Raw genomic sequence first — 26,517 nt, 5'->3', positions numbered from 1 at the left:
TATTATGACAACAGCATTCCCTTTATTTCATAAAAAAAGCGGACAACATAGAGATCAAACCCCATATTGTCCGCAAATATAACTTTGTTCTGCGGAAAAAAAGATCAATTGGTTTATAAATAACGTTTTACAACACTTTTATCCCAAACCATCTTCTGTGCTTTACCGCAATTTGATTGCTTGATTTGCTTTCACAATGTAACCTATCAACCGCTGTAATAGCATAAGAATACTTTTTGCCAACCTCTGCTTCCTTATCTGTAAATTGTTGTTGTGGGTACGGAGAGCGTCTTATTTTAGCGACCATTTCACCCGCATTCTCAGTGTTACCACCTTTATCTCCCTCAAACCTGTACACTACATAATAGTTCGAATCATTAGTCTCGCTGTCTTCCCACTTTACAATCACGCCATCTTTTTTACTGCCTTCCACTGCTGTTATTCTTGGAGATTGAGGAGGCTTGTTATCAATCCACTTCATCATAGGCACCAATGCTTCATCCTGATAGTAGTTTCTAAGTGAGTCTCGAACACCAAGTGGATTAGCGGTCAGTGATTTTGAACTGAAAAACATGCTACCATGTACATTAGAATAGGTTTCGTTCAGCATCAATTGGTCTATCAGCTGATTTGGGTCTTCCCAATTTTTTTTACCAACCCTATAAGCCCCCTGACCGATATAGACGTGCTTTCCATATGAATGCTTGTTCCACCAATCTACCAAGGTCGCATAGTCAGCTGCAGGATGCCCTATATGCCAATATAACTGTGGCGCTACATAATCTATCCACCCTTCTCTCATCCATTTCAAAACATCTGCATAGAGGTCATCATAGTTAGTCTGTCCCGCTCTAGTAGCAGAACCATCAGGGTCCTTATCCTGATTTCTCCATACTCCAAACGGACTGATACCAAACTTGACAAACGGTTTTTCCTTTTTGATTCTGAATGAAAGCTGTTGTACAAAGTAGTCTACATTGTACCTTCTCCAGTCTTCCTTATTGGTAAAGGTTCCACAATATGCCTGATACGCATCTTCATCCGGAAAGTCTTCTCCAGCTATTTTGTATGGATAGAAATAATCATCAAAGTGTACAGCATCCAAATCATAGTGCTTTACCACTCTCATAATCTCATCCAACACAAACTCTCTAGCCTCAGGCTCTCCTGGATTGTAATACCATTTCGGTCCGTACTTCACAAACCACTCAGGGTGTTGCTTGATTGGATGCTCAGGTGAAATATGATCAAGGCTATCCTTCATACTTGCCCGATAAGGATTGAACCAAGCGTGAAACTCCAGATTGCGTTTATGCGCTTCCTCAATCATAAATGCCAGTGGGTTGTAATAAGGAGTTGGTATCGCTCCTTGTTCCCCTGTCAGGTATTCTGACCAAGGCTCTGCTTCAGATGGATAAAATGCATCTGCCACAGGACGCACCTGAACAATCACGGCGTTCATTCCATTTTCCTTATGCTCATCCAGAATGCGGACAAACTCCTGTTTCTGTTGGTAACTGGAGAGACCACTTCTTGATGGCCAATCAATATTTACGACCGATGCAATCCATGTTGCACGTAGCTCTCTCTTGCGGCTTTTCTGCGCAGAGGAAGTATGATTGATAAAAAAGATGCTGACTAGTGCCAGCCAAAAAAAACATTTTTGCATGATATATATCGTTACGGGTTACTGATAAACCCATTGATTTGCCCTATCACTGTTATTGTTTATTATAAAAATCGACCGCTTTACGTACAGAACCATGTTCTAGTAGTAGTGTCTGCGCTACCTCATATTCAATACCAGTTTCTTGCTGAATCATGCGGGTTCCTCTATCCACCAGTTTCTCATTTGATAGTTGCATATCCACCATCTTGTTTCCCTTCACATGTCCCAATTGGATCATTGTCGAGGTTGAAATCATATTCAGGATAAGTTTCTGCGCAGTACCTGCCTTCATTCTTGTACTACCTGTTACAAACTCAGGCCCTACCACTGCTACAATTGGCACTTGTGCCTCTTCCGTAACAGCTGACCCCGCATTACAAGTTACACATGCTGTCAACAAGCCATGCTCATTTGCATCTCTCAACCCTCCAATCACATAAGGCGTGCGCCCCGAAGCCGCAATTCCTACCAATGTATCCAACTCATTGATGCCATACGCTTCAAGGTCTTTCCAAGCTTGTTGCTCATCATCCTCAGCAGCTTCTACTGCACTACGAATCGCTTTGTCTCCTCCAGCAATCAATCCAACTACTTTTCCTGGGTCAGCACCGTATGTTGGAGGAATTTCGGAAGCATCCAGAATCCCTAAACGGCCACTCGTACCTGCTCCAATATAAAAGAGTCTTCCTCCTTTTTTCATTCTCTCTACAACCCCTTCCACTAAGGTTTCAATCTGCGGAATAGCTTTACCAACCGCCTCGTGTACTTTAGCATCTTCCCTGTTGATGTTTTCCAGCAACTCTTTTACTGGCATCTGTTCAAGGTTATCGTATAGTGATGATGATTCCGTTGTCGATGTCATATTTTTAGATATTAGATTTTACTATTAAAAATTAGGCTACATTATCTCAAGCTTACCTTCTCTAGTGTCTCGTTTCTTTGTGAGATTAGCAAAAGCCCAATAAATGTCAGCAGTCCATTCACAATCAGTATTTCGAAACCGAACTTATACCCGAATAACCATTCCTCTGAATTGGCATTCAGGATATAGGAAATTACTGGTGAGAGCAAACATACCATTGCCACAAACCTGTCCTTAACTTGTCTTTTTGTAAACAACCCAAAGGCAAACAACCCCAGCAATGGGCCATATGTAAACCCTGCTGCCTTAAATACAGATGTTACTACACTTTGGTCATTGAATGCTCTGAAGGCTACAATTACCAAAAACATCAGGAGTGAGAAGCCAATGTGAACTGCAAAACGTATTCTTTTTTGATCTTTGGCTGGCTGATGACTGATATCCAACATGTCAACACAAAAAGAGGTCGTCAACGCTGTAAGTGCAGAATCGGCACTCGAATAAGCAGCAGCCGTCACTCCCAACAGGAATATGACACCTGCAAAAGTACCAAAGTATTCCAATGCCAGTAACGGATACAGTTCATCTGTTCGGGAAGGAAGTGCTATACCTTTGGCTTCCGCAAACACATAAAGCATCACTCCCAAAACAAGAAACAATACTGTAGAGATAACAAAGGTTATACTGAATCCGATCAGGTTTTTTTGAGCATCCCATCGGGTACGGCAAGTAAGGTTCTTCTGCATCATGTTCTGGTCAAGTCCATTCATCACAATCGCAATAAACACACCTGCCATAAACTGCTTGAAGAAGTTCTTACCTGACTGCCAGTCCCACACAAATACCTCTGAGTAAGGATGAGATGCAACAGTGTCCATCAGCTTCCCGAAAGAGAAGTCCAGTTGTTGGTCAATCAGCCAAATACTAACACCCACAGACATTAGCATAAACAGTGTTTGTAACGTATCGGTCCAAACGATGGTCTTGATACCTCCTTGAAAAGTATAGAGCCAAATTAGTAGAATTGTGATTAACACTGTGACGGCAAATGGGATACCGAATGCATCAAAAAAGGCAATCTGCAAAACTGTAGCCACCAGATACAGTCTGAAAGACGCTCCAATCGTTTGGGAAATCAGAAAGAAGAAGGCTCCACTCTTATAAGCTTGCCACCCAAACCGTTGGTTCAGGTATTCATAAATGGATACCAGTTTCAGCTTGTAGTATAAAGGAATCAGCAAAAAGGCAATTACCCAATACCCTACAAAGTTACCCAATACAAATTGCAGGTATGACCACCCAGAGTTACCCACCTCTCCTGGTACAGAAATAAACGTAACTCCAGAAAGGGAGGCTCCGACCATTCCAAAAGCAACCAAATACCAAGGCGACTGGCGGTTTCCTGTAAAAAAAGTCTCTGAATCAGCATTTCTTGATGTCACAAAGGAAATGCCCATTAGGACCAGAAAATAGATAAATATTACCCCAAATACGATCGTTGGCTCCATAGTTCAGTTGATGTTTTCAGTTACAGCAAGCTGTCTTTCTGCTTATTCAAAATCTGGGTACAGCAAGTACTTTCTTCTTATCTCATTGTAAGCTTTTAGCTCAGGCTCCCAACTCTCCTTTATCTCTTCTTCTGTCATGCCTGCCTCAATTTGCTTTCTCAACTTGTCCGTGCCTGATAGCTTATCCATCCACTTCGCTCTTGAGAACAAGTCCATGCCTTTTTCCTTGAACATCTTGTGCCAAGTCAATATATACTGCAAAGTAAATTTACTGTTAGCAATACCTCTCAGGTCATCTCCATAACATTTCTCCCCTTTCAGTATCGGGTTGGATGCCGCTCCTTGTATTGACCTTGGAGTAAAGGTAAAATCACCCATTGTAGTATCATTATAGCCTATTACCTGAAAAGGAAAATCCGTACCACGTCCTATACTTACAGGTGTTGCCTCAAAGAAACAGATGGAAGGATAGAGTCTGATCGCTACATCATTCGGTAAATTCGGAGAAGGTTTTACAGGTAAACTATAAGCCCTGCTATGGTCATAATTTTTGGCAGGAATCACCGTCAGGTCACATGATTTACCACCTTCCAACCAACCTTCATCATTGATCATCAGCGCCAACTCTCCAACTGTCAAACCATGTACGATTGGAATTGGATGCATTCCGACAAATGACTTTTGAGATGGCTCCAGAATAGGTCCATCCACATAGTCCCCATTCGGGTTTGGTCGGTCAAGCACCATCATTTTAGTACCTGACTCAGCACAGGCTTCCATCATATAGTGCATAGAGCTGATATAGGTATAGAACCTCGCTCCCACATCCTGAATATCAAAAACAACAACATCTAGCTGATCCATATATTCAGGACCTGGCTTCTTATTTTTACCATAAATGGAGATAATTTCTACTCCTGTTTTAGAATCTTTTGAGTCACTGATATGGGCACCAGCGTCAGCATCCCCACGAAAACCATGCTCTGGTGCAAATATATATTGCAGGTTTACTCCAAGGCTGTGAAGAGAATCTACCAAATGTACATTGTCAATTCTTGATGTCTGGTTAACGAGCAATCCTACCCGCTTCCCTTTCAGCTGTGGAAGGTACATATCCAGCTGCTCCGCTCCCATGACAATGCGTTCTTGCTGCGTCTGTACATTACTTTCCTTTACCTGTTCCTGACTTTTCGTCGAACCACAGGCAAGCATGGCTATCATGCCAACAGCCAAAATATATAGTCTCTTTATCATAGCGAAATTGGTATGTTATTGTCCTGATGTTTCAGCATATGCCTCTAAGATACAAGACACATCAAACATACACGTAATTAGGAGGGAATGATTCACAGAAAAAAGGGATTTTGAAAATTTAGCCTTACTACAAAAAAAGACACCCTTGTAACAAGGGTGTCTTCAATCAATAATTTATTACGATCCGATATATGAAATATTAATAGCCAGGGTTAGGTGTTATTACTCCTCCGGAATTATCAATTTCACTAATTGGAATAGGGAAATAAATATGTGTTGTCGGAGCAAGGTTAGTAGGCTTAAAGATAGGATCACCTGAGTCAGTAACAATATATCCTCCTACGCCATCTCTAGTGATACTTGCTTTTACTTTGTAACCATCAGCATTCAGTTCATCCAAACGTCCCGTACGTACCAAGTCGTGCCATCTATGTCCTTCACTTACCAACTCACGTCTTCTTTCCAAATAGATATCTTCTAATAATGCTGTACCCGTTGAAGAGATATCTGCTGGAATTGTTCCTGCTCCTCTAGCTCTTTCACGAACCATATTTACATACTGTAAAGCTGTAGCCTCATCTCCTGTATGGTAAGATGCTTCTGCATAAAGCAAATAGATATCTGAAAGACGAATAATACGTTCGTTAATTGGCGAGTTTCTTTGATTACCCAATGCCTGATACTCTTCTTTAGAGATATAGTGCTTGTAGTTTGCGAAACCTGTCAAAGTAAATGCATCTTCAGGGTCTTCTCCCCACTGATCCGCATACTTTACAATATTGATAATCGAAGCCTCTCTTCTTGGGTCTCCATCTTCAAAGGCCAAATAGGCATCATAAGTAACTCCGTGCTTACCGTATGGGTCAGCACCTCCAAACCAAGTATTATTCAAGAAAGTATTGAAGTTACCGTTGTCAGTTGTAGCACCATCATTAAGTGGAGAGTCATAATATTGTATTTCAAAAATTGACCCAGGACCATTTTCCCCTGCTTCTGTAAAAATATCATGATAATCACCCATATAGAGTGAGTACTTACCCAAGGCAAACAATTGCTCTGCATACTCTTTAGCATCAGCCCACTTGTTTGGGTCGTAGAAACTTTGTCTACTATAGCCTTCACTCGCTTGTGAAGCAGATACTTTAACAAGCATAGCCAGTGCTGCTCCTTTTGTTGCTCTACCTACTTGTTCTGCAATTTCCATCTGAGACTTCAATGGCAAATCTTCTACTGCTGCTTTCAAGTCTTCCTCAATGAATGCATACACCTCTTTTGCATCTGCTCTTTCAAACGTCATCTCGTCCAAAGCAAGTGCTTGTTTGACTAAAGGCACCCCTCCAAAATTCTTCACTAAATCATAGTAGTAATATGCTCTCACAAATTTCGCTTCTGCTACTACTCTTTTTTGAAGGTTTTTATCTAGTACCCTGGTAGGTCCTCTCCATCTACATTGTTGATTAACTGGTTGGCAATCAAAATACCTCGGTAATTGTACCTCCAATTATAGCTAAAAAGGAAATGTGTTTCATCGAATGTAAACTCATGGAAGTTCAGCAACTCACGGTCAAGTCCATCATCTGTTACCAAGTTAGCAAAGGTATTGCGAGCCCAGTTGTAGTGATACTGCCACAGAGGCGCATACAACGCATTAGAAGCTTCTACAAGATCAACATCACCAGAGTAAAAACTGCTTGCTGTTGGCTCTCCTATTTTCTCTGTCTCTAAGAAATCTTCTGAACATGCACTGAGACTTACTGTTATTAGTCCCAATGCCAACATTTTATATAGATTTTTCATATGATAAATGCTCTTTTAGAATGTAACATTAGCACCGAATGAGAATACCCTTGCTTGTGGGTAAGTACCGTAATCTACTCCTTGATTCAGCGTACCATTAGCACCATCGCCTAAACCACCAATCTCAGGATCCATTCCACTGTATTTAGTTAGGGTAAATACATTCTGTCCTGAGAAATACACTCGTACGTTTGACATCCAAGGTGTTGGATTTTGGAAAGTATAACCGATCTGCATATTCTTTAAGCGAGCATAAGATCCATCTTCAATATAGAAGCTTGAGTATCTTAGGTTTTTCTCATTTGTAGCTGTATTCAATCCAAATAGCTCATTGGTTCTATTGCTCTCAGACCAATGGTTTGCATAATCGCTTGACAAACCATAATGCTTATGAGCTGCATAGTTATAGTACTTGAATGCATTCATTACTTCATTGCCTTGTACCCCTTGGATAAAGAATGAGGCATCAAAGCCTTTATATTTCATACCCAAGTTGATTCCGTAGAAGAAATCTGGAGTAGGATTTCCCAAGAAGGTTCTATCATCTCCACTGAAAGCTCCGTCATTGTTGGTATCTGCAAATTTGAAATCACCTACACCAACATTATCACCTGCCTGTATACTATTATCTACTTCTTCTTGTGTTTGGAACACACCTTCAACCTGATAGCCATAGAATGAACCAATTGGCTCTCCAACAGCTGTTCTAGTGGTATTATTTAGGAATGCTACATTACCTGCATCAATCGGCTTTTCATCCTCTCCTAGGTAAATTACCTTATTTTTCACAGATGAAACATTCAGGTTCACACTGTATGAAAACTCTGTTCCTATTTCACCTCTGTAACCCAAATCGATTTCAAATCCTTTATTCTGTACTTCACCTGCGTTTATATAAGGGTTTGTTGCATATCCAGAGTAGTATGTAACAGGAACCTGTACCAGCATATCTTTTGTATTTTTCACAAAGTAGTCTGCTGTTAGCGTTATTCTGTCATTCAAGAAGGCTGCATCAATACCTATGTTAGTAGACTCAACTGTTTCCCAACGAATATTTTCATTGGCTAATGTAACAGGCGCTCTACCTGCCACTTCTGAATCATTTAATACATAGCTATACTCCAATAATGACTCACCACTCTGTAGCGTTGACAAGAATCCGTAAGGGTCAATGTTGGCATTACCTACTCTACCCCAACCTGCTCTCAGTTTCAACTGAGTTACCATATCGTCTGACAAGAAGTCCATAAAAGATTCATTTCTCAATTTCCAGCCTGCAGAGAAAGAAGGGAAGTTACCTGTACGATAACCCGGTCCAAATACTGATGATCCATCCTGACGGAAAGAGGCTGTCAAGAAATACTTATCATCGTAGCTGTAATTAATTCTTCCCAGGTATGAATACATTCTGATATCTTCTCCTGAGTTGAAAGCATTAGTACTTTTCAGGTCTATAGAGGAGTTCAAGTATTGTAGCACCTCATCATTGTTTCCAGGAATATTGTTACGAGTCGCTGACAAAAATTCACTTTGATCACGTTGCGCAGTGAAACCACCTAAAACATTGACATTATGCTTACCAAAGCTTTTGGTATAATTCACTGTATTTTCCCAAAGCCACCCTGTAAAATTACTGGTCCTTTTATCCAAGCTATTGGTTATATTATTTTCGCCTCCGATATATGAATATGTTGGCAAATAAACCTTTCTCTTCGAATTAGAAAGATTGTTACTCAATGCTGACCTAAACACCAAACCTTTTATTGGCTCAAACTCTAGATATGAAGTTGCCAACAACAATAGTGACTCACTTACATCCACATCTCTATTTACGGCTGCTACCGGGTTACCCAAGTCTGAATAAGGAGTTGAGGCATATTCACCTGTTGCAGGGTCTTTTACTGGGGTAAGTGGATCCAATCTCAAGGCGTTTGTTACGATCCCAGTGTAGTAGTCGCTTTTGACATTATTAGACTGAGTGTTTGATACTGAAACATTTACACCTGTTCTGAACATAGGACTAATTGTATAGTTCGTATTTAACCTTAGGTTAATACGCTCGTAATCAGACCCTTTAACAATACCTTCATTCTTAAAATATCCTGCACTCATCAAGATATTGGCATTCTGATCTCCTTTTGAAACAGTTACGTTTGCCTTATTTATCACGCCTTGACGTGTCACTTCATCAAACCAATCTGTAGTTCTTGTTGGATCTGTCGAAGCTCCTTTAAGATCAAATGGAAGGTATGAAGTCGAGTTGCTGAAAGTATTGGCATTCGTTTGTGCTGTATTAATCGCATTTAGCCAATCCTGAGAGTTCATTAAGTCTGGCCTTTTCCAAGCACTTTGAACACCCGTCATTAGCTCTAGTTGTACTTTTACTTGATCAGAAGAACCTTTCTTTGTTGTAACCAGTACAACACCATTTGCACCTCTAGAACCATAAATTGCTGTAGCAGAAGCATCTTTTAATACTTCAATACTCTCAATGTCTGAGGGGTTAATATGTGAGATATTACTCAACATCATACCATCTACTACATAAAGTGGCTCAGAGTTATTTACTGTACCTGTACCACGTACACGTACTGAAAGCCCAGCTCCTGGAGCCCCTGAATTTTGAGAAACTTGAACACCTGATGCTCTACCTTGTAATAATACTGTAGCATCAGGGACTGGCTGAGCTTGAAGGTCTTTACTTGAAATACTGGAAACAGCTCCAGTCAAATCAGATTTTCTTTGCACACCATACCCTACTACCACAACCTCTTCAAGTTGCGCAAGGTCTTCGTCTAAAACTATATTAAAAACAGTCTGATTGCCTACAGCTATTTCTTTTGTCTCATAACCAATAAAAGTGATTAAAAGAACAGGGTCTGTTTGACTTTCAGAAATGTTCAGCTTAAAAGCTCCTTCAAGATCAGTCACGGATCCTATTGAGGTTCCTTTTAATAATACGTTGGCGCCAATAATCGGAGCATCTGTAGCGTCTTTGATAACACCAGAAATGCTTCGCTCTTGTGCCCAAGCCGCTACACTTAGCAAGGAAAGTAGCAGCGCAAACAAAGTAGCTCTCATTTTCATATTGTATGATTTTGTTAAAATAAATGCGTGTAACAAAACTTCTATTTACATATATCAATCACTCGTTCAGCACTTTCTATTGACATAAAAAATTGTGATGTGGCAAATTGTCTTTTAACATTTGTTATCACATCCCCGAAAACCGTGAAATTATTTTCCATTTAGCTGTACAATCAGTGTTTTACCTTATCAACCCTTCTATAGTAATGGGGTAATAAGGTTATTTTATACTATTCAAAATTCACAACCTCCAACATTGAGCATCTAAAAATCCACCCAATACGATTTGGTTGATACCTTTTCTTACTTACAAAAAGAAAGGGGGTATTTTGTGGCGTAAAAGTGACACTTAAGAAGTGGTTTATAATCACTGAAAACCATGATTTCAAATCTACCTTTGCATCAGAATAAGGTTTAAACAAAAACAGAGGACACCCTGTGAGGTGCCCTCTGCTTCTAATCTTTATTGATACTATTTAGGGTTACTCCACTACCCATCTACGCGTCTCTACCCTATCGTCAACTCTTATAACGACTAGGTATATACCTGATTTAATCGAATTTGCATTTAACCTTATCCTATATTTACCTCCTTGGAATGTCTGCTTATCATATGTCAACACTTTTCCATCTACTCCAACTATACTATATTCTAGGACACTGGTTTTATCCAAACTAAAGTCAAGGTATCCTACTCCTTGAGCTGGATTTGGAAATACTGTCCAAGTCTTCAGTTCTACTATTTCTAATGCTGTTACAGTATCTTCAGAAGTCGTAAAGCTTATTACGGCAGACCATTCTCCCATACCGCCACTTTGATTCCCTGCCCTTACTCTAGCATAGTAAACTGTAGAGGAAATCAGCGGCTCTTCGGAGATATAAGCAGTATCTGTACTGGTATAACGGAACTTGTCTAATACCAAGTTTTCAAAAGTCGCATCCGTCGCTAATTGCAATTGATACTTCTGGGCACCTTCAACACTTGACCATTCAAACTGTACCGATTCTTCCTCAACATTTTCAGCTCCTTGTAATGGCAACAACCAAATAGGCGCTTTAGGAGGCTTCTGCAAAGTTTTAAATTGGGTAGGCTCAGACCAATAAGAAGATGTCTCCCCTGCCAATACCCTGATTCTTGCTTCATACTCACGCCATTGTCCTAACTCTTGCTCTAATTGATAGGGCTTATCAGCATCTACTTGCTTGTTAACAACAAAGCTCTGTGCTTCTCCTTCAAAATCACCACTACCATACTCGATAACTTGTAGGTGGACTGTTTCTGCTTTCTCAGTTACATCCCAGCTAAAAGTAGGCTGTAACTCAACTTCTTCCTGCCCAGCTTCAGGAGATACCAATACCGGTGTTGGCAGTATATCAACTGTAAATCTATAAGCTTCAGTATATTCACTTTCTCCTGCGCTATTAAGCGATTTGATACGCCAATAGTACACTACCTCTTTTTCCAACATCAGTTGATCCAAGTCAAATGTATTTTGGGTCAGTGTATCTTGCTGATACTCCAATACACTGAAGTCTGCCGTTGTTGATATTTCCAGCAGGTATCCCATGGCATTTGTACCTGCACTCCATTTCAGGCTTCCATCCCTATAAATCAATGTGTCTGTTGATGTCAGCAAAGTAGAAACTTCTGGAAGAGATAACATAAACCACTCCGTAGCTGTCGCTTGGTGGTACCCTTGCCTGTCATAAGTCCAAAGTGCATAGTATTTGGGAGTGTTGTCACCTTTTGATATGGTGGATGCAAAAGCATTATTCCATACAACAGTTCGGTAGTTCTCTGCCATTGCTGGCGTATCAGTAGTAGCTCCTACTTCAAAAAGAATAAAACGCATACTATCAGCTTGTGGGTGATCCCACTTTAGCTCTGTGATGCCTCTTTCATTTTCTTCCAATCGGATGTTGTTAGGTAATACCTCGATATTATCTTGAGGTTGTTGCCATGATATTTCAGGCTGCATAACAGGTGCTTCATAGAAGTTATCTACAATATGCTCAGCCAAGCCTTCTACACGCCAAAAGTCATTTGCCCTAAAATATACACTCCCTTTTACACCTTTTGTCTCATTTGCTCTATTCAAGTTTAACTGTGTTGTAAGCTCAGAAAAAGTCCAGTCAGCTTGTACTCCAGCAACCCTGTAATTCTCAATGTTTGTATTAAAATAGGCTTTATACTCATGTAAACCATCCCCATATGCAACTCTTGCTGTTACAGGGTTATCGTTAAACCTGTGTATCCCTTGCCCTACATACATATGTTTACCATATCTATCCACCTGCTGTGCCCACCAGTTGATCAAAGTCTCATAATCTTGTCCTCCTCCAGTTGGCCAATACAGTTGTGGTGTGATATAGTCAACTGTCCCTGCTTTCAACCAAGCCAAAGGATCACAGTAAATCTGATTGTAGGCATCTAATCCTACAATTCCTGTCGGTAATGTCGTATCGTATTTGGTAGCGGCACTTGCATCTGTACTCCAAATACCAAAAGGACTTATACCAAAGCGTACAAAAGGTTTAGCAGTTTTAATGGTATTGTAGACCTTCTCCACCATCTTGTTAATACTTCCCCTTCTAAAATCGCCCCTGCTTTGCCCTTCCTCTTTGTAGTTGTCATAAGCTTGCTGATCAAGAGCATTACTTGTGCCATCATAGGAATAGAAATAATCATCAAAATGAATTCCGTCTACATCGTATCTAGTTATGACATCAGCTACCACTCCCGCTATATAGTTTGATACTTCTGGTAATCCTGGGTTCAGAATCTTCTTATTATCCTCATAAGTGATCGTCCACTCTGGATGTTTCTGATATACATGATTCTCGGCATAGTATGTCCCTCCGTCACTAGTTGAAGCATTGATACGGTAAGGGTTCATCCAAGCATGCAATTCCATTCCTCTTTTATGGGCTTCTTCAATGGCAAACTGCAACGGATCATAACCAGGGTGTTTTCCTTGCTCTCCTGTCAGAAACCTTGACCAAGGTTCTAGATCAGATTGGTAAAGCGCATCAGACTCTGGCCTTATTTGTAAAAAAATCGCATTCATGTTCAGCGCCTTCATTTTGTCCAGCATTTGCCTTAAATCCCGTTGCTGCAACTCCTTATTACCCTTATGTTCTCTTTTAGGCCAATCAAGATTACTGACAGTAGCAAACCATACTGCTCGCAGCTCTTTTTCTGGTGCTTCTTGTGCTATCAATTCTATGGGCGAAATGCATAATAGAATTAGTCCTAAGCAAAAAAGTATTATTCTTTTCATAAGCTATCTTGTAGTTTATCAGGTTAAAAAAATTTGGCTCACACTTGCCTTTCTTGGGCTAAAGTGTGAGCCAATTCTGATTCATGAAAACAATTAGCGTTTCACTTGATCAATTGCCAGTCCCATTGGAACTACACCTGCTACATACATCTCCACTCCTGTCCCATCAAGTTTAGCGCGCTTAATACCTGAAGTTGCCGGATCTTGCCCTACAGCCCTATATGACCAGTAGATATAACCATTGTCTTCATCTACATCTAGTCCAGTAATACCGACCAACGTAGAGTATGATAAACCATCAAGGTTTCCTAGCTGATCAAACTCAGTGTCCTTATAGCTTTCAATTTCCACGATATTGGTCCCATCCAAGTTACACATGTATACTCCGGTATCATAACCATTGGAAGGAACAGAAATCGTGAAGTAAATCTTGTCACCTACTACCTTAAATGTCTTAACTGAAATATTCGCTAGCAGTCTTGCATTAGGTGTAGTACCATCCTTACTGAAGGTATAGATACTCTGCCCGTTATTAGCTTTAGACCAATAGAAAGTATCACCTACCAGCTGTGCATCACCATTCATATTACCCCAGCCAATTCCACCTGGATCTCCATTAGTAGGGTCTGCATAAGCATTATAGAATGGATGGAAAGTATTGTTTCTAACGAAGTAATCAGGTAGGTTACTTTCTGTCAGGTCACGGTCATTAATATTAATGGAACGCAAACCTTCTCTTCTATCCAAATAGTATAAGAAATTACCTACAACTGTTCCAGAGTATGGAACGTTATTGGTACTAATTCCTGCTAACACACTTCCTTGTTCACCACTCAACAAGTCAATAGCATACACTTGACCGTCAGCACCACTACCTAGAAAGTAATTACCTGTTCCTGCATCAAATACAAACACCTTGTCTCCTGCTACTTCAATATCCAAAGCGTTGTTTGCACTAAAGACTGTAGCTGTAGCTTCTGTCTCACTTCTTACTGTTAGTGGCTTTCTCCAAATTTTTCCACTTTCCTTATCAAAGAAGTAAATGGATTTGGCTAACTCATCCTTCACCTCTATCTCAAAAGTGGAAGTCAGTACCTCTACTCCATCATTTACAGTAAGCGTCACTGTATATATTCCAGAAGCATCAAATGTTATCTTAGGATTTGCCTCTTTAGAGGTTGTGCCATTACCAAAGTCCCATTCGTAGCTTACCTCTTTACCCTCATAAGTAAAGGCTTTAGCCATAAAAGTAACCTCGTCAGCTACCTCAATAGCTGGTTTATCAATCTCCATACTTGGCATTGGCTTAACCACTTCAATAGTCATGGACGACTCCTGTACTGCTCCTTGTGCATCAAACACCTTTAGACCAATTTGGTATTGCCCAGGCAACTCATAGTGAATTGTGTCAGGCTGTACAGTTGTAGCAATCGCCAACTGATCGGCATCATGCTTCTGGTAGCCGCCCTCAAAGCTCCACTCATACCTCAGACCATTCTTTGACCCATTTACCAAAACAACATCAGCGGGAGCCTCCAACGGGCTTTCTTCGGTCACTGTATTGGCTAATTTAAATCCTACCGATACAGGCAGGTTCTCTGGGCTTTCATCTTTTTCGCAGGAAGCAAGCCCAAACAGCAAGCAGCCTGAAATAGCAGAAAGCCTTATTATGTTCAGTATTTTATATCTTATCATTGCTCGAAGTTTTTTGATTTCTAAACTGTATTGACAGTTTTGTAATTAAGTCTTGCTTATTCTGCACTACTCTCACGTTCAGTGGTCTCTCCCATCCTATCAGCCGAAGTATACACCTCTGCATCAAAGAACATCTTGGTACTAGACTTGTAACTAAACTGGTAATCATCTGCTCTTTGGGTCATTTCGATCAACACCTCAGCAGAAGTTTTACTTACCAGATCATCAGCAGCACCAGTCAGCAATTCTCCCTCTTCACTATAAAGTCCATCAAACTCTTCCTGAGTATAGATATTCATACGCTCCACGTAAATCATATTCAGGAATGTTCTTGGTAATGCAGGTACTACTGATGTTGCATACATATTCAATACCTCTGCACTAACTGAATGAAGGTACGCTACATCTTTCTTTTTAGCGTCGATTGCTTCATAAGTGGATGGTACCATATATGCGAAAGTAGATACATAAGCATTGCTGGTCGTCTGCCAATCTGAATTGAAATCACTTACTTTTTCCTTGATCATAGACCGTTCAACGATCTCGCCAGCACTCTCATAGTTAGTACTAAAAGAGACATTGTCGATTACTAGCGTATATTCTGAAACTGTCTCATTCTCCGCTCTTGCGTATATTGCTACTTTGGCTATGTCATCTGTCTTTGACCAGTAGCGCACTGTTAGATTCATATCCTCACCAGCTGTTACAGACGGTTTGGGTACATTCATATAGATGCTTGGTACATCATAACCTGTTTTATCACCAAGCTCTGCTATCGGGTCATTTTGTTCGCAGCTTGCCAGTATCATTACTGCGACTGCCCACAACATGATATATTTTATGCTTTTCATAATGTTCTTATTTCTAATGAATCAAAGATCCTTTATTTCTGCCACCACATTTTTTTCACAACCCAATCCGGCGCCTGTGCGCCCAATCGCTCAATTTCCGGCAGGTTATAGATATACTCTGTCTGAGGGTCATAAGGAAGTCGGCTGATCCACTTGCCTCCCAGCTCATCGATTACCGCCTCAGGGTAAGTAATTCCTCTATAAACAGCCGTATCAAAGTTGTAGCGACGCATATCAGTCCATGTTTCTGGAGATAGGTAAAGGGCCACATATTTCTGCTCCATGATATGGTAGATTTTCAACTCACTAGCTGAAGTCGCTGCCAATTCTGATGAAAGAAATGCTGTTGTTTCTTCAGGACTTACACCTAATCGCTCCATATTCATTCTGATACCAGCTTGGTATGCAGCAAAGGCTCTAGAGACATCACCCGTCTGGAATGCTGCTTCTGCTTCCATAAACTTGAGCTCTTCCTTTGTTAGGATTGGCAATGCGGAGGTGTTTTTAGTCCAATGTCCTTCGTAAAGGCTAGGAAAATCTTCTCTTGTATTCACACCAATACTTGATGAAACTAGAATACCCGAAAACATTTCAACATCCTCTTCACTACTGTTTTCAGCAGGCATCATCAAGAATGGTAACCTTGGATCCTGTACACTATTAGCCTTCATCTTTGACATAAAGAAGGTTGTCGGTACACTGTTATTTAAATCATTACCAATGTGGTCCCATTGTGGTCTTGCCTTAGAAGGTCCCATTGGATTTATTCTCCAAGCATTGCTTTCTCCCTCGCTCTCCGAGTAAGACCATACCGCATCAGTAAACATACCTTGTGCCTTATCCAGCTCTTCCAATACTTTTGCATAGTTGTCAGGTTGGATTGCCGTCAGGTGCAATAAAGCTTTTGCTTTAAGTGCATGATTAAACGCCTTCCACTTACCCATATCTCCTTCATAGATCAAGTCTATCGAAGCATCCATTGGTGCATCTACTGAAGCATTTGCATTCGCATAATTTTGTTCAGCCTCGTCTAGCAAGCCAAAAATGTAATTATACACCTCTTCTTGTGCGTCGTAGGTTGGGTTTACATTACCAGTAAATGCCTCATAAACAGGCATGTCACCAAAGTGATCTGTCGCTAACAAAGTACTGTATGCCAAGATCGATTTACCTACCCCTTGATAGTTATTGTCTCCATCCTCGGTTGATCGCTCAATCATGTTAAAGACATTTCCTCCTACATCAAAGTAATGCCTTCTCCATTCACCAATACGGTATGTGTTTCTGTAATCCCAGCGATCGTCAAAAGTACTTGTCCCCCAAAGTGTAGTACGGTACTGAACAATGTAAGAGTCTCGTAGAGTATGTTGATACAGTGAGGTAGCCACCATTCCTTGAATACCTGGCAAACGTTTGTCTGATGTTGTTTCAGTTGGAAAATCTTCTGTTTCGTTTACGTCCAGAAACTTATCCATATCACAGCTTGTTGCACTGATTGTCACTGCTGCCAACAGTGCCATAAGCCTATATCTAATATTATGTATCATAAGTAATCAGCTTTAGAATTTTGCATTCAGTCCAAATGTCAGTCCTTTAGTCAATGGAACAGGATAGTAGTCAATACCCATTGTACCTACACCTCCTGTACCTGAACCTGTTGAGTTCACCTCTGGATCGCCTCCTGAGTAATTGGTAAAGAGCAGAAGGTTACGTCCTGTCGCTGTCAGTTGTACATTCTTGACACCAACTTTACTTAACCACTGTTTTGGTAGATTATAAGTTAGGGTTACATAACGTAGACGCGCCCAGTTAACTTCTTCCATAAAGTTGGTTCCTACTGTTCTGTAATCATTGAAGAACTCCTGATTCAAGACTACCTCTTTCGTGTTTTCCTCAAAAGAAACAGGGTTACCTTCTTCATCTCTTTCTGTAACCATTACACCATCAAACACAAACCCTTCTCTTCTATACTCTTCCAGCATCTTGTCTTGTCCGTAAGCCAGCATTGAATAACGAGTAGCATTCATAATATCTCCCCCTACACGGAAGTCCCACAAGAAAGATAGCGACACATCCTTGTACTTGAATGTATTGGTCCAACCTATAAGGTACTTAGGCATACGATCACCGATATTACGTTTCTCTGTATCAACTATCGGGTAGCCATCTTCATTGATCATTACTCGACCATCTTCAGCTCTCATATAATCTGTACCTGAAACACCGAAAAGTGGCTCTTCTCTAATTGAGGATCCAATCGCTGCTGTACCCATTACTTGAGCCTGTGACACTGGGAATTCAGACACAAAACTTGGCAAGTCAATCAGTTGTGATTCTGATGTAGAGAAGTTCACATTTGAGTTCCAAGAAAAGTCACGCTGCTCAAACACTGTCGCATCAAGCATTAACTCATAACCTGTATTTTGTACAGTACCTCCATTAAATGTCTGAATAATGTAACCTGTTACTGGTGAGATCCTTGCTGTAATAATCTGATCAACAGATGTTTGATCGTAATAAGCACCTTCTAGACGCACACGACCATTAAGGAATGCCATATCAAAGCCAATTTCTTTAGACCTTGTTCTTTCAGGTTTCAGGTTAGGGTTACCTGCTGTGTGGTAGTTAATAAATCCACCACCTACACCAGCATAGTTATTTAGCCTAGGGTAAAGCATTTGGATTGGGGCATCCTTACCTACCTCTGCATAACTAGCATGTACTTTACCATAAGTAAGGATTGGATTATCAGGTATCAACTCTCCAAATACGAAGCCGGCTGATACTGCTGGGTAGAAGAATGACCTATTCGCTTCAGGTAAGGTAGAACTCCAATCGTTACGAGCTGTAGCTCCTAAATAAGCAATACCTTTATAGTCAAGCTTCAAGTCTCCAAAAACACCCATTCTGTTTCTTCTTCTAATTCCTTGCTCAGCTACTTGATCTTCGATATTTGTATTGTTGATTGAAGCCAGTTCTGGGTTGATAAAGTTACTTGCCTGCATTCTAGATGAGTTACTCTTATAGAGCTCTAGGTTATGTCCTACCAATACATTTAACCTAAAGTCTTGTGCAAATTTCTGCTCATACTGTGCAGTCAGAGTAGACGTTGTAATCGAACGCTGTAACATCTTTCTCTCCATTTGCCCTCGCATATAAGAAGATGAAAGGTAAGATATCGTTCTAGCATACTCATAACTATATTCATCACGTCCAAGTCTATAAGTAACTGAAAGATTGTCTATTGGCTTCCAGTTCAGGTTTGCGTTGGCAATTATACGGCTTGTCTGATCCTCTACTGGATTATTGTATGATCTCCAAAAAGGGTTATCAGACTGATTAGCTACCATTTTCTCCAAATCAACGAGACTTGGGTACAGCCATCTCTTCTCTCCATTCGGCAACTGGTAAACACTCATGTCATCCGTTGTAGGCCACACCATCAAGCTTTGCAACCAACCTCCCGAATAACCGATATCCCCTCTGGTATTATCTGTCAAAATATAGTTAACAGAACCTCCAACAGTCAGATTATCTCGAATCTTATTACTGCCTTTCAACAAGACACTTGTCTTAGCGTAATCTGTTTCTGGTACAATACCTTCTTGTGCAATATGGTTTGCCGATAGGTAAAAGTTTGTTTTCTCATTACCTCCTGAAACTGAAATGTTATTGTTATAGGTAACACCTGTTTTGAAAAAGGCATCGGCGTTATTATAAGTCATTTCATCTGGTCTTAGCATTGGTCCCCACATATAAGTAGTTCCACTATTCACCAGTCCGCTACTACCTCTTGTAAACATGTTTTGCTGTTCCGGTAACTTACCTACCTGATCGATCGCTACAGTACTATTGAAAGAGACCATGGTTTTGCCTGCCTTACCACTTTTAGTAGTGATAATAATAGCACCATTAGCACCATCCATACCGTAAAGCGCCGCAGCTGCGGGACCTTTTAGGATAGTCATACTTTCAATATCAGCAGAGTTAATATCTGCTGCACGGTTAACACCACCATCATTAGATGAGTTGTCTACTGGAATACCATCAATGACAAACAGAGGTTGGTTGTTACCTGACAGGGAATTAGCACCACGGATCAGGATTTGGGAAGAAGCACCTGGCATACCACCTGAAGAAGTAATCTGTACACCTGCCACTTTACCCTGAAGGGCATTGACCATATTACTCTGTTGAGACTCTGCTAGTTCAGCTGCATTTACTTCCTGTACTGCATAGTTCAACGATTTCTTCTCTTGTTTTACACCAAATGCAGTAACTACCACTTCTTCAAGCTGTTCTGCATCCAGCTCCATAAAAACCTCAATAATTGATTTGTTTCCTAACTGTACCTCTTGCTGCTTATAACCAACAAAAGTTACTGTCAGTACCTGGGTTCCACTCGGCACATTGAGCTTAAATTTTCCATCGAAGTCCGTAATAGTTCCCTTTGTGGTTCCCTTAATCAGTACGTTCGCACCAATCACCGGACTTCCATCTGATGCATCTTTGATAACACCAGAAATGCTTCGCTCCTGTGCCCAAGCTGCCATGCTCCATAGAGATAGCAGCAACACAAACAGAGTAGCTTTTCTCATTTTCATATTATATGATTTTGTTTTAGGTAAATTCGTATGGTTTTAAGCTGTGTAAATGTTCCCTTTGACCATACCGCTTGAGTTTGTAATAACCTTTCAAGTGACAAATTGCTCGTTAACCACCATTAACACATCCCCGAAAACCATGAAATGTATCTTCATTTAATTAAGCGTACAACAAACACTATTATTAAAAACATTAGTAACACATTTATCAATTGAAAAATAAAACCATCATTGAAATTACCCATAACACTAATCACTCAACATTATTTAATTGGTATCACGTCCTTAAGTATTTCTAAGACAAGAACTTTATTAAAGAATCAAATTATATGTATAATTGACATTTAATTAAAACACATAAGAGTTAAACTCATTGTTAGACACAAAAAAAGCCCGATAGCACTTTTTGTACTATCGGGCTTTTAGCCAGATTTAATGGACAACCATATTTACAGACCTGCACCTTCCCTATAATGTTCATTAATGGTAACCGGTAGTGTCCCACTGGTCTCAAATCCTTTTGCAATTAACCTTGCAGCCGTTTCCTGTGTATATTCACTCTCCTGATAAGTAACAATAATTGCTTTAGCCTTTTCAATTCCCTGAAAAACATTCAGTGCATATGCATTGCCCAATAAAACAAATACCACATCCTGTACTTCTGCCAATTTTTCTATGACAGGGATAGCCTCCATAGGTATATCAAAATAGTTGAAGGGCTTGATATTGACACCATGTATACTTATCACTACAGTGTGATAAGCCTCAAGTTTTTCAGCTATGGCTTCAAGTGCTTCTTTCCCTTCTTCTGCTTCCCAATAGAAATGGTCTGTGTTTCCATATTCCTGCATATAGTCAGCAAATTTGTTCTGCACTTTTTTGGCTTCCATATCTTGCAAGTGATGTGCAAGCTGATCACGAGCAGACACCGTAACACCTGAATTACTGATATGCAAACAAGCCACTTTCTGTTCTGCAGCTAACGGCAAAATACCTCCTTCATTTTTTAGCAATGTAAGAGAAGCTTCAGCCAATACTTTGTTAAGCTCTACAGAGTCCTGATCATTCAAGTCCTCCAACAGGCCTTCCAATTGGATCGGCTTATACTTATCCAAGCCAACCCATTGTTTCATTGCCAAAATACGCCTTACCTTATGATCCAGCAATTCTTCAGACATCTCTCCACGCTCTAAGGCTGCCTTGATTTCAGCTACACCATTCGGTACACTTTCACTGTTGGTTATGATATCATTCCCTGCCAAAATTGCCATCTTATCTGCAATACCAGCTGTATAATGATTGGTTATGCCTTTCATATCCAATGCATCTGTAATTGCCAACCCTTCAAACCCCAACTCTTTTCTCAATAGTTCATCCGATATTTTCTGAGAAAGCGTTGCTGGCATATTGACACGGTCGTCCCAAGCAGGAATACTCAAATGAGCTGTCATAACGCTGCTTAAGCCTTCAGCCATCATTTTCTTAAATGGGTACAGTTCCAGCGAATGTAGCCTTTCATTACTGTGTAATAGCTCAGGCAGCGCCAAATGTGAATCTACAGCAGTATCACCATGTCCTGGGAAGTGTTTGGCATTATCCAGAATCTGATTATCCTGTAGGCCTTTCATATAAGCAATTCCTTTTGCCGCTACCTTTTTCTTGTTTTCCCCAAATGACCGATAGTTGATCACAGGGTTTTCGGGATTGTTATTGACATCCACAACAGGCGCTAAAGCACTATGAATGCCTAACCTTTTACAGTGCTCTCCAATCTTGGATGCCATTTGGTAGATTAATTGGTCATCTTTTATTGCTCCCAAAGCCATTTGGTAAGGGAACTGAACTGTATTTTTAAGGCGCATTGCCAAACCCCATTCTGCATCAATATTGATAAACATTGGAACCTTGGAATGGTCCTGATAAAGGTTTGTCAGCTCTGCTTGCTTTTCGGGGTTATCCTGAAAAAAGGTCACACCTCCTAAATGATAGTTACGTATCAATTCAAGGATATGATCCTCATGAGTCTTATCTCTGTTGGAAAAAGCAGCGACTTGAAACAGTTGTCCTATTTTCTCTTCCAAAGTCATATTGGAAAGGATACTGCTTACCCATTCGCTATTGTAGTATCTTAAAAATGGTGGTTGCTTCATTGCGATTGAAAGCATTTAGTTAGTATACTAAAAAGGCTGCCATTGATGACAGCCTTGTTATTATCGTTATTTATCTTTTCGACCAAAAGCTGGATCTACTTTAACATATCTAGCTACTACAAATCCCGGCAAGGCCAATACCAAGACAATGGTGAAAAAGCTTGTATAACCTACCGCCTCTTGTATCCATCCACTCGCCATTCCAGGAAGCATCATGCCTAATGCCATAAAACCAGTACACAAAGCATAATGCGCTGTTTTATGCTCTCCATCTGAAATGTAGATCATATACATCATCAAGGCTGTAAAGCCAAATCCATAGAAGAATTGTTCTATTGCAACAGCAGCTCCAATTATATAAAGGCTTTCAGGTTGAAACAGCGACAACAAGATATAGAGACCATTTGGTAAGTTTAAGGACAATAACATCCACCAAAGCCAAAATTTGAGTCCTTTTTGAGAAACCATATATCCTCCAAGAATCCCCCCTGCAGTCAAAAATGCCACTCCTACCGTTCCATAAATAATACCTTGTTCTTGAGCTGTAATTTCTAAGCCACCCACAGCTCTTTCATCCAAAAGAAATGGTGTAGCTAACTTTACCAACTGTGCTTCTCCCAAGCGATACAATAGTATAAATGCTACACCGATCCAAACACCAGGTTTTTGAAAGAAGCTGATAAAAGTGTCTCCAAACTCACTCATCACCTGAGCTATATTTTTCTGCTCAACCTCTTCTTTCTCAGGCTTAGGTAATATCCATGCGTGATATAAACTAAAACCAATTAAAACAACTGCTATTCCACCAAAAGTTAAAGCCCAAGCCTGAATGAAGTTATCTCCCATATTAGTAGCTAATGTACCTGCTATATACACTACAGCTCCTTGACCTGTCAACATGGCTAAACGATAAAAGGTACTTCTGATTCCTACAAAAAATGCCTGTTGATCATCCCTCAACCCTAACATATAAAAACCATCCGCAGCAATATCATGTGTAGCAGAACTAAATGCGACTAACCAAAGCATAGCCAAGGAATATTGAAAGAAGCTATCCATTGGCAAGGTAAAAGCTACACCCGCAAAAGCTCCTCCTATTAACAACTGCATTGTCCATGTCCACCAACGTTTGGTACGTAACACATCAACCATTGGGCTCCAAAGGGGTTTAATGACCCAAGGCAAATACAGCCAAGAAGTATAAAGTGCTATCTCAGTATTGGAAATATTAAGGGTCTTGTACATCGTTACAGCAACACTCATTACTACGATGTAAGGAATCCCCTGAATGAAGTATAAGGAAGGTACCCATGACCATGGGTTTAGGTTAGTGGAAGCTTTTTGCTTCGGTATTTTTGTTTCAATCATGTCTGTTTTGTGTAGTTCTGTACGCTACATGGCTCTGAATGGTCAGAAAGTAGCTAAATTTTGCTGGTTTAGTAGTATCTATCGTAGCATGTTTTTATAAATCCCTGGTGTCGATCCTTCTATCAGTATTGCCCCTACTGCTTTTTGGTAAAACTCAACAGGACCAACCCCTCCAATAATGCCATATGCATAACCTAATGCTTTCAACCCATTTAAAGCTTCCAACAGCAAAAGCTTGCCTATTCCTTTACCTCTTGCTTTTTCAGAAACACCTGTTGGTCCAAAAAAAGCTTTAGCTGTCGCCTCATAACAAGCGAAGCCCTGTATTTCTCCCTTTTCAATGGCAATCAGGCATGTAGTTGGATTATTAGCAAAAGCTGCCATAACTTCACTCCCCCAATGAGGGTTGAAATTCTTGTTGACCCACTCTACCACCAAGTGCATTTCCGGAGCAATAGCCCTTCTTACTTCAATTCCTTCTGCTTGAAGTGTTGCTTTTAGAGATAGGCGATTTCCTTCTGAAGGAAGGTCATAAAGCCTAACCAGCATATCCATAGTTTATACAAAGTTATCGACTTGAAATAATATCACTGTAGTGTAACAGGCCAGCACTCGATCCATTAGCTGACCTGCTTAGATTGTACACCATGATACCTGACAAGACTTTGGATAGGTGTCTGCTCTACTCCTGCCAAATTAATTCCTTTCTCATCTGCTACTTGACGGAAAAGATCCTGAAAATAATAAGCAACAGAGCCCACACATCTTACTTCAAGTCCTTCGCCTGCTTCTTTGTATTGTAATACATAGTAATCAAAAAAGCGGGAGAAGTTGTCTCTAATCAATGCCTGAAGAATTGGATGTGCCTGATGCTTCAGTAGAAATGGTACAAAAGATGCCAAGAACCTGTTTGGCATAGGTGAGCGGTAAACACGATCCAGAATATATGGACGTGTCATCTGATAGGTATCATAGAAGTCTTCCAACACTTCGCTGGGAAGTTGCTCTTGAAGTAGTGCTGCAACCAAATCCTTACCCAATACAGCTCCACTGCCCCAATCAGCCAGAATATATCCTAATGAAGGTACATTGGAAATGATCTTACCTTCTTTATATACACACGAATTGGCGCCCGTACCCAAGATACAAGCAATGCCATCTGTCATTCCAAACAAACTTCTTGCGGCACCCAGCATATCTCCAGATACCTCAATATATCGAGCCTGTGGAATAGCTTGCTGTAAGGCACTATGAACCAGTAGTTCTTTTTCCTTCGCTCCACACCCTGCTCCATAAAAGTGAATAGCTTCGGGAGTATCCACATTGCCACCAGCCAGCAATTCCTTTTGAATCAGCGCTACCATTTCATCTAAAGACAGGAAGTATGGGTTAAGTCCACAGGTTTTGTAGTTCATAACCACCTTTCCTTTATCCACACATACCCAATCTGTTTTGGTTGAACCGCTGTCTGCTATCAGCATCATAAGCTATTAAATTATACAAGTTGTCTATTGGTTTGTGATTGATTCACTCTCTTGTGAACATAACTCCGGCAGTGCTACCCATCTTTTTCCTTGTCACAAACCATTCATCTTTCAGTAAGTAAAAAAGTATTCTTTTACTCTTGCCGTGCGATGTCACTCTGCATTACAAAGATTTGTATAATCAGATAGCAAATGATCACTGAAAAAAGTGATTTCAAAAATCCCCTTTTTTTCTGTCACAGTAAGTTAGTTGATTATACCTTCTTTAAAAGCGACATTCACCAGCTCCGCAGTATTCTTTGCCTTCATTTTCAACAATAAATTCTTTCGATGGGTTTCTACTGTATTCTTGCTGATAAAAAGTCTTTCGGCAATCTGCTGAGTAGTATATCCATTAGCAATGTCCTTGAGTACGTCCATCTCTCTTTCCGAAAGTGAATCATTCAAGTATTCTTTACTTCTGGTCTTTATAAATGAGTTAACCAGTGTCTTGGAGGCGTCATCGCTAAGGTAGTTTTCTCCATTAAAGGTTTGATTGATGGCATAAACCAGCTCCTCCTTGTCCGTATTTTTCAAGACATACCCCAAAGCACCGGTTTTTAGCAAGTTAGAAATAAATCGCTTCTCATTATGCATTGAAAGTCCTAAGATCTTGATATCAGGCTTTATTTCCAAAGCCTTTCGGGTTACTTCGATACCGTCCATATCAGGCATGCTAATATCTACAATCAGTACATCGAAATCCGTTTTTCCGACCTGATCCAAGGTATGCTTGCCATTGTATGCTTCTCCCACTATTTCAATAGACACTTCCTCTTCCAGCAAAGACCTTAAGCCCTGAATAAACATGCGGTGATCATCCGCAATCATTACCTTGATAGTTTTGTAATTGTCAGTCATCTCTGTC

17 protein-coding genes are annotated in these 26,517 nt (G+C 40.3%); all 17 read right to left on the bottom strand.

Features of this window, described 5'->3' with window-relative positions; translation table 11 throughout:
• Positions 1–127: 127 nt before the first annotated feature.
• The 17 genes from V6R21_RS29350 to V6R21_RS29270 all read right to left on the bottom strand — a co-directional run bounded on the left by V6R21_RS29350 (position 128) and on the right by V6R21_RS29270 (position 26,510).
• Entirely contained in the window at positions 128–1,669 is a 1,542-nt protein-coding gene (locus V6R21_RS29350; RefSeq protein ID WP_334247066.1) for a glycoside hydrolase family 10 protein, read from the bottom strand.
• Positions 1,670–1,721: 52 nt separating this feature from the next.
• Entirely contained in the window at positions 1,722–2,531 is an 810-nt protein-coding gene (gene murQ / locus V6R21_RS29345) for an N-acetylmuramic acid 6-phosphate etherase (RefSeq protein WP_334247065.1), read from the bottom strand.
• A 41-nt stretch (positions 2,532–2,572) separates the two neighbouring features.
• On the bottom strand, positions 2,573–4,039 hold the full coding sequence (locus V6R21_RS29340) for a sodium:solute symporter (RefSeq protein ID WP_334247064.1): 1,467 nt from the start codon (positions 4,037–4,039) through the stop codon (positions 2,573–2,575).
• A gap of 42 nt (positions 4,040–4,081) precedes the next feature.
• Positions 4,082–5,293, bottom strand: coding sequence for an exo-beta-N-acetylmuramidase NamZ family protein (locus V6R21_RS29335; protein WP_334247063.1), 1,212 nt, complete (start codon positions 5,291–5,293; stop codon positions 4,082–4,084).
• Positions 5,294–5,492: 199 nt separating this feature from the next.
• Complete coding sequence (locus V6R21_RS29330; protein WP_334247062.1) at positions 5,493–6,794, bottom strand: RagB/SusD family nutrient uptake outer membrane protein; 1,302 nt, start codon at positions 6,792–6,794, stop codon at positions 5,493–5,495.
• On the bottom strand, positions 6,713–7,090 hold the full coding sequence (locus V6R21_RS29325) for a hypothetical protein (RefSeq protein WP_334247061.1): 378 nt from the start codon (positions 7,088–7,090) through the stop codon (positions 6,713–6,715). Before V6R21_RS29325 ends, V6R21_RS29330 begins: the two co-directional genes overlap by 82 nt.
• Positions 7,091–7,105: 15 nt before the next feature.
• The gene (locus tag V6R21_RS29320; RefSeq protein ID WP_334247060.1) at positions 7,106–10,177 is read right to left on the bottom strand and encodes a SusC/RagA family TonB-linked outer membrane protein; all 3,072 of its coding nucleotides are present in this window, start codon (positions 10,175–10,177) and stop codon (positions 7,106–7,108) included.
• A gap of 482 nt (positions 10,178–10,659) precedes the next feature.
• Complete coding sequence (locus V6R21_RS29315; RefSeq protein WP_334247059.1) at positions 10,660–13,458, bottom strand: family 10 glycosylhydrolase; 2,799 nt, start codon at positions 13,456–13,458, stop codon at positions 10,660–10,662.
• 93 nt (positions 13,459–13,551) lie between these two features.
• Positions 13,552–15,153: a PKD domain-containing protein gene (locus V6R21_RS29310; protein ID WP_334247058.1), complete on the bottom strand. Its 1,602-nt coding sequence runs from the start codon at positions 15,151–15,153 to the stop codon at positions 13,552–13,554.
• Positions 15,154–15,209: 56 nt separating this feature from the next.
• Positions 15,210–16,004, bottom strand: coding sequence for a hypothetical protein (locus tag V6R21_RS29305; protein WP_334247057.1), 795 nt, complete (start codon positions 16,002–16,004; stop codon positions 15,210–15,212).
• Between the two features lie 32 nt (positions 16,005–16,036).
• Entirely contained in the window at positions 16,037–17,551 is a 1,515-nt protein-coding gene (locus V6R21_RS29300) for a SusD/RagB family nutrient-binding outer membrane lipoprotein (RefSeq protein ID WP_334247056.1), read from the bottom strand.
• Between the two features lie 12 nt (positions 17,552–17,563).
• On the bottom strand, positions 17,564–20,608 hold the full coding sequence (locus V6R21_RS29295) for a SusC/RagA family TonB-linked outer membrane protein (RefSeq protein ID WP_334247055.1): 3,045 nt from the start codon (positions 20,606–20,608) through the stop codon (positions 17,564–17,566).
• A 449-nt stretch (positions 20,609–21,057) separates the two neighbouring features.
• Positions 21,058–22,758, bottom strand: coding sequence for a glycoside hydrolase family 3 protein (locus V6R21_RS29290; protein ID WP_334247054.1), 1,701 nt, complete (start codon positions 22,756–22,758; stop codon positions 21,058–21,060).
• A gap of 66 nt (positions 22,759–22,824) precedes the next feature.
• Positions 22,825–24,126 carry an MFS transporter gene (locus V6R21_RS29285; RefSeq protein WP_334247053.1) on the bottom strand — a complete coding sequence of 434 codons (1,302 nt, stop codon included), beginning with the start codon at positions 24,124–24,126 and terminating at the stop codon, positions 22,825–22,827.
• Positions 24,127–24,204: 78 nt separating this feature from the next.
• Positions 24,205–24,681 carry a GNAT family N-acetyltransferase gene (locus V6R21_RS29280; protein ID WP_334247052.1) on the bottom strand — a complete coding sequence of 159 codons (477 nt, stop codon included), beginning with the start codon at positions 24,679–24,681 and terminating at the stop codon, positions 24,205–24,207.
• A gap of 65 nt (positions 24,682–24,746) precedes the next feature.
• Entirely contained in the window at positions 24,747–25,610 is an 864-nt protein-coding gene (locus V6R21_RS29275; protein ID WP_334247051.1) for an N-acetylglucosamine kinase, read from the bottom strand.
• A gap of 246 nt (positions 25,611–25,856) precedes the next feature.
• Positions 25,857–26,510, bottom strand: coding sequence for a response regulator transcription factor (locus tag V6R21_RS29270; RefSeq protein ID WP_334247050.1), 654 nt, complete (start codon positions 26,508–26,510; stop codon positions 25,857–25,859).
• Between the last annotated feature and the right edge of the window lie 7 nt (positions 26,511–26,517).

Source organism: Limibacter armeniacum (assembly GCF_036880985.1).
Taxonomy (GTDB): Bacteria; Bacteroidota; Bacteroidia; order Cytophagales; family Flammeovirgaceae; genus Limibacter; species Limibacter armeniacum.
Note: the sequence above shows the minus strand (reverse complement) of the source record. Positions and strands in the feature narration are given on the sequence as shown.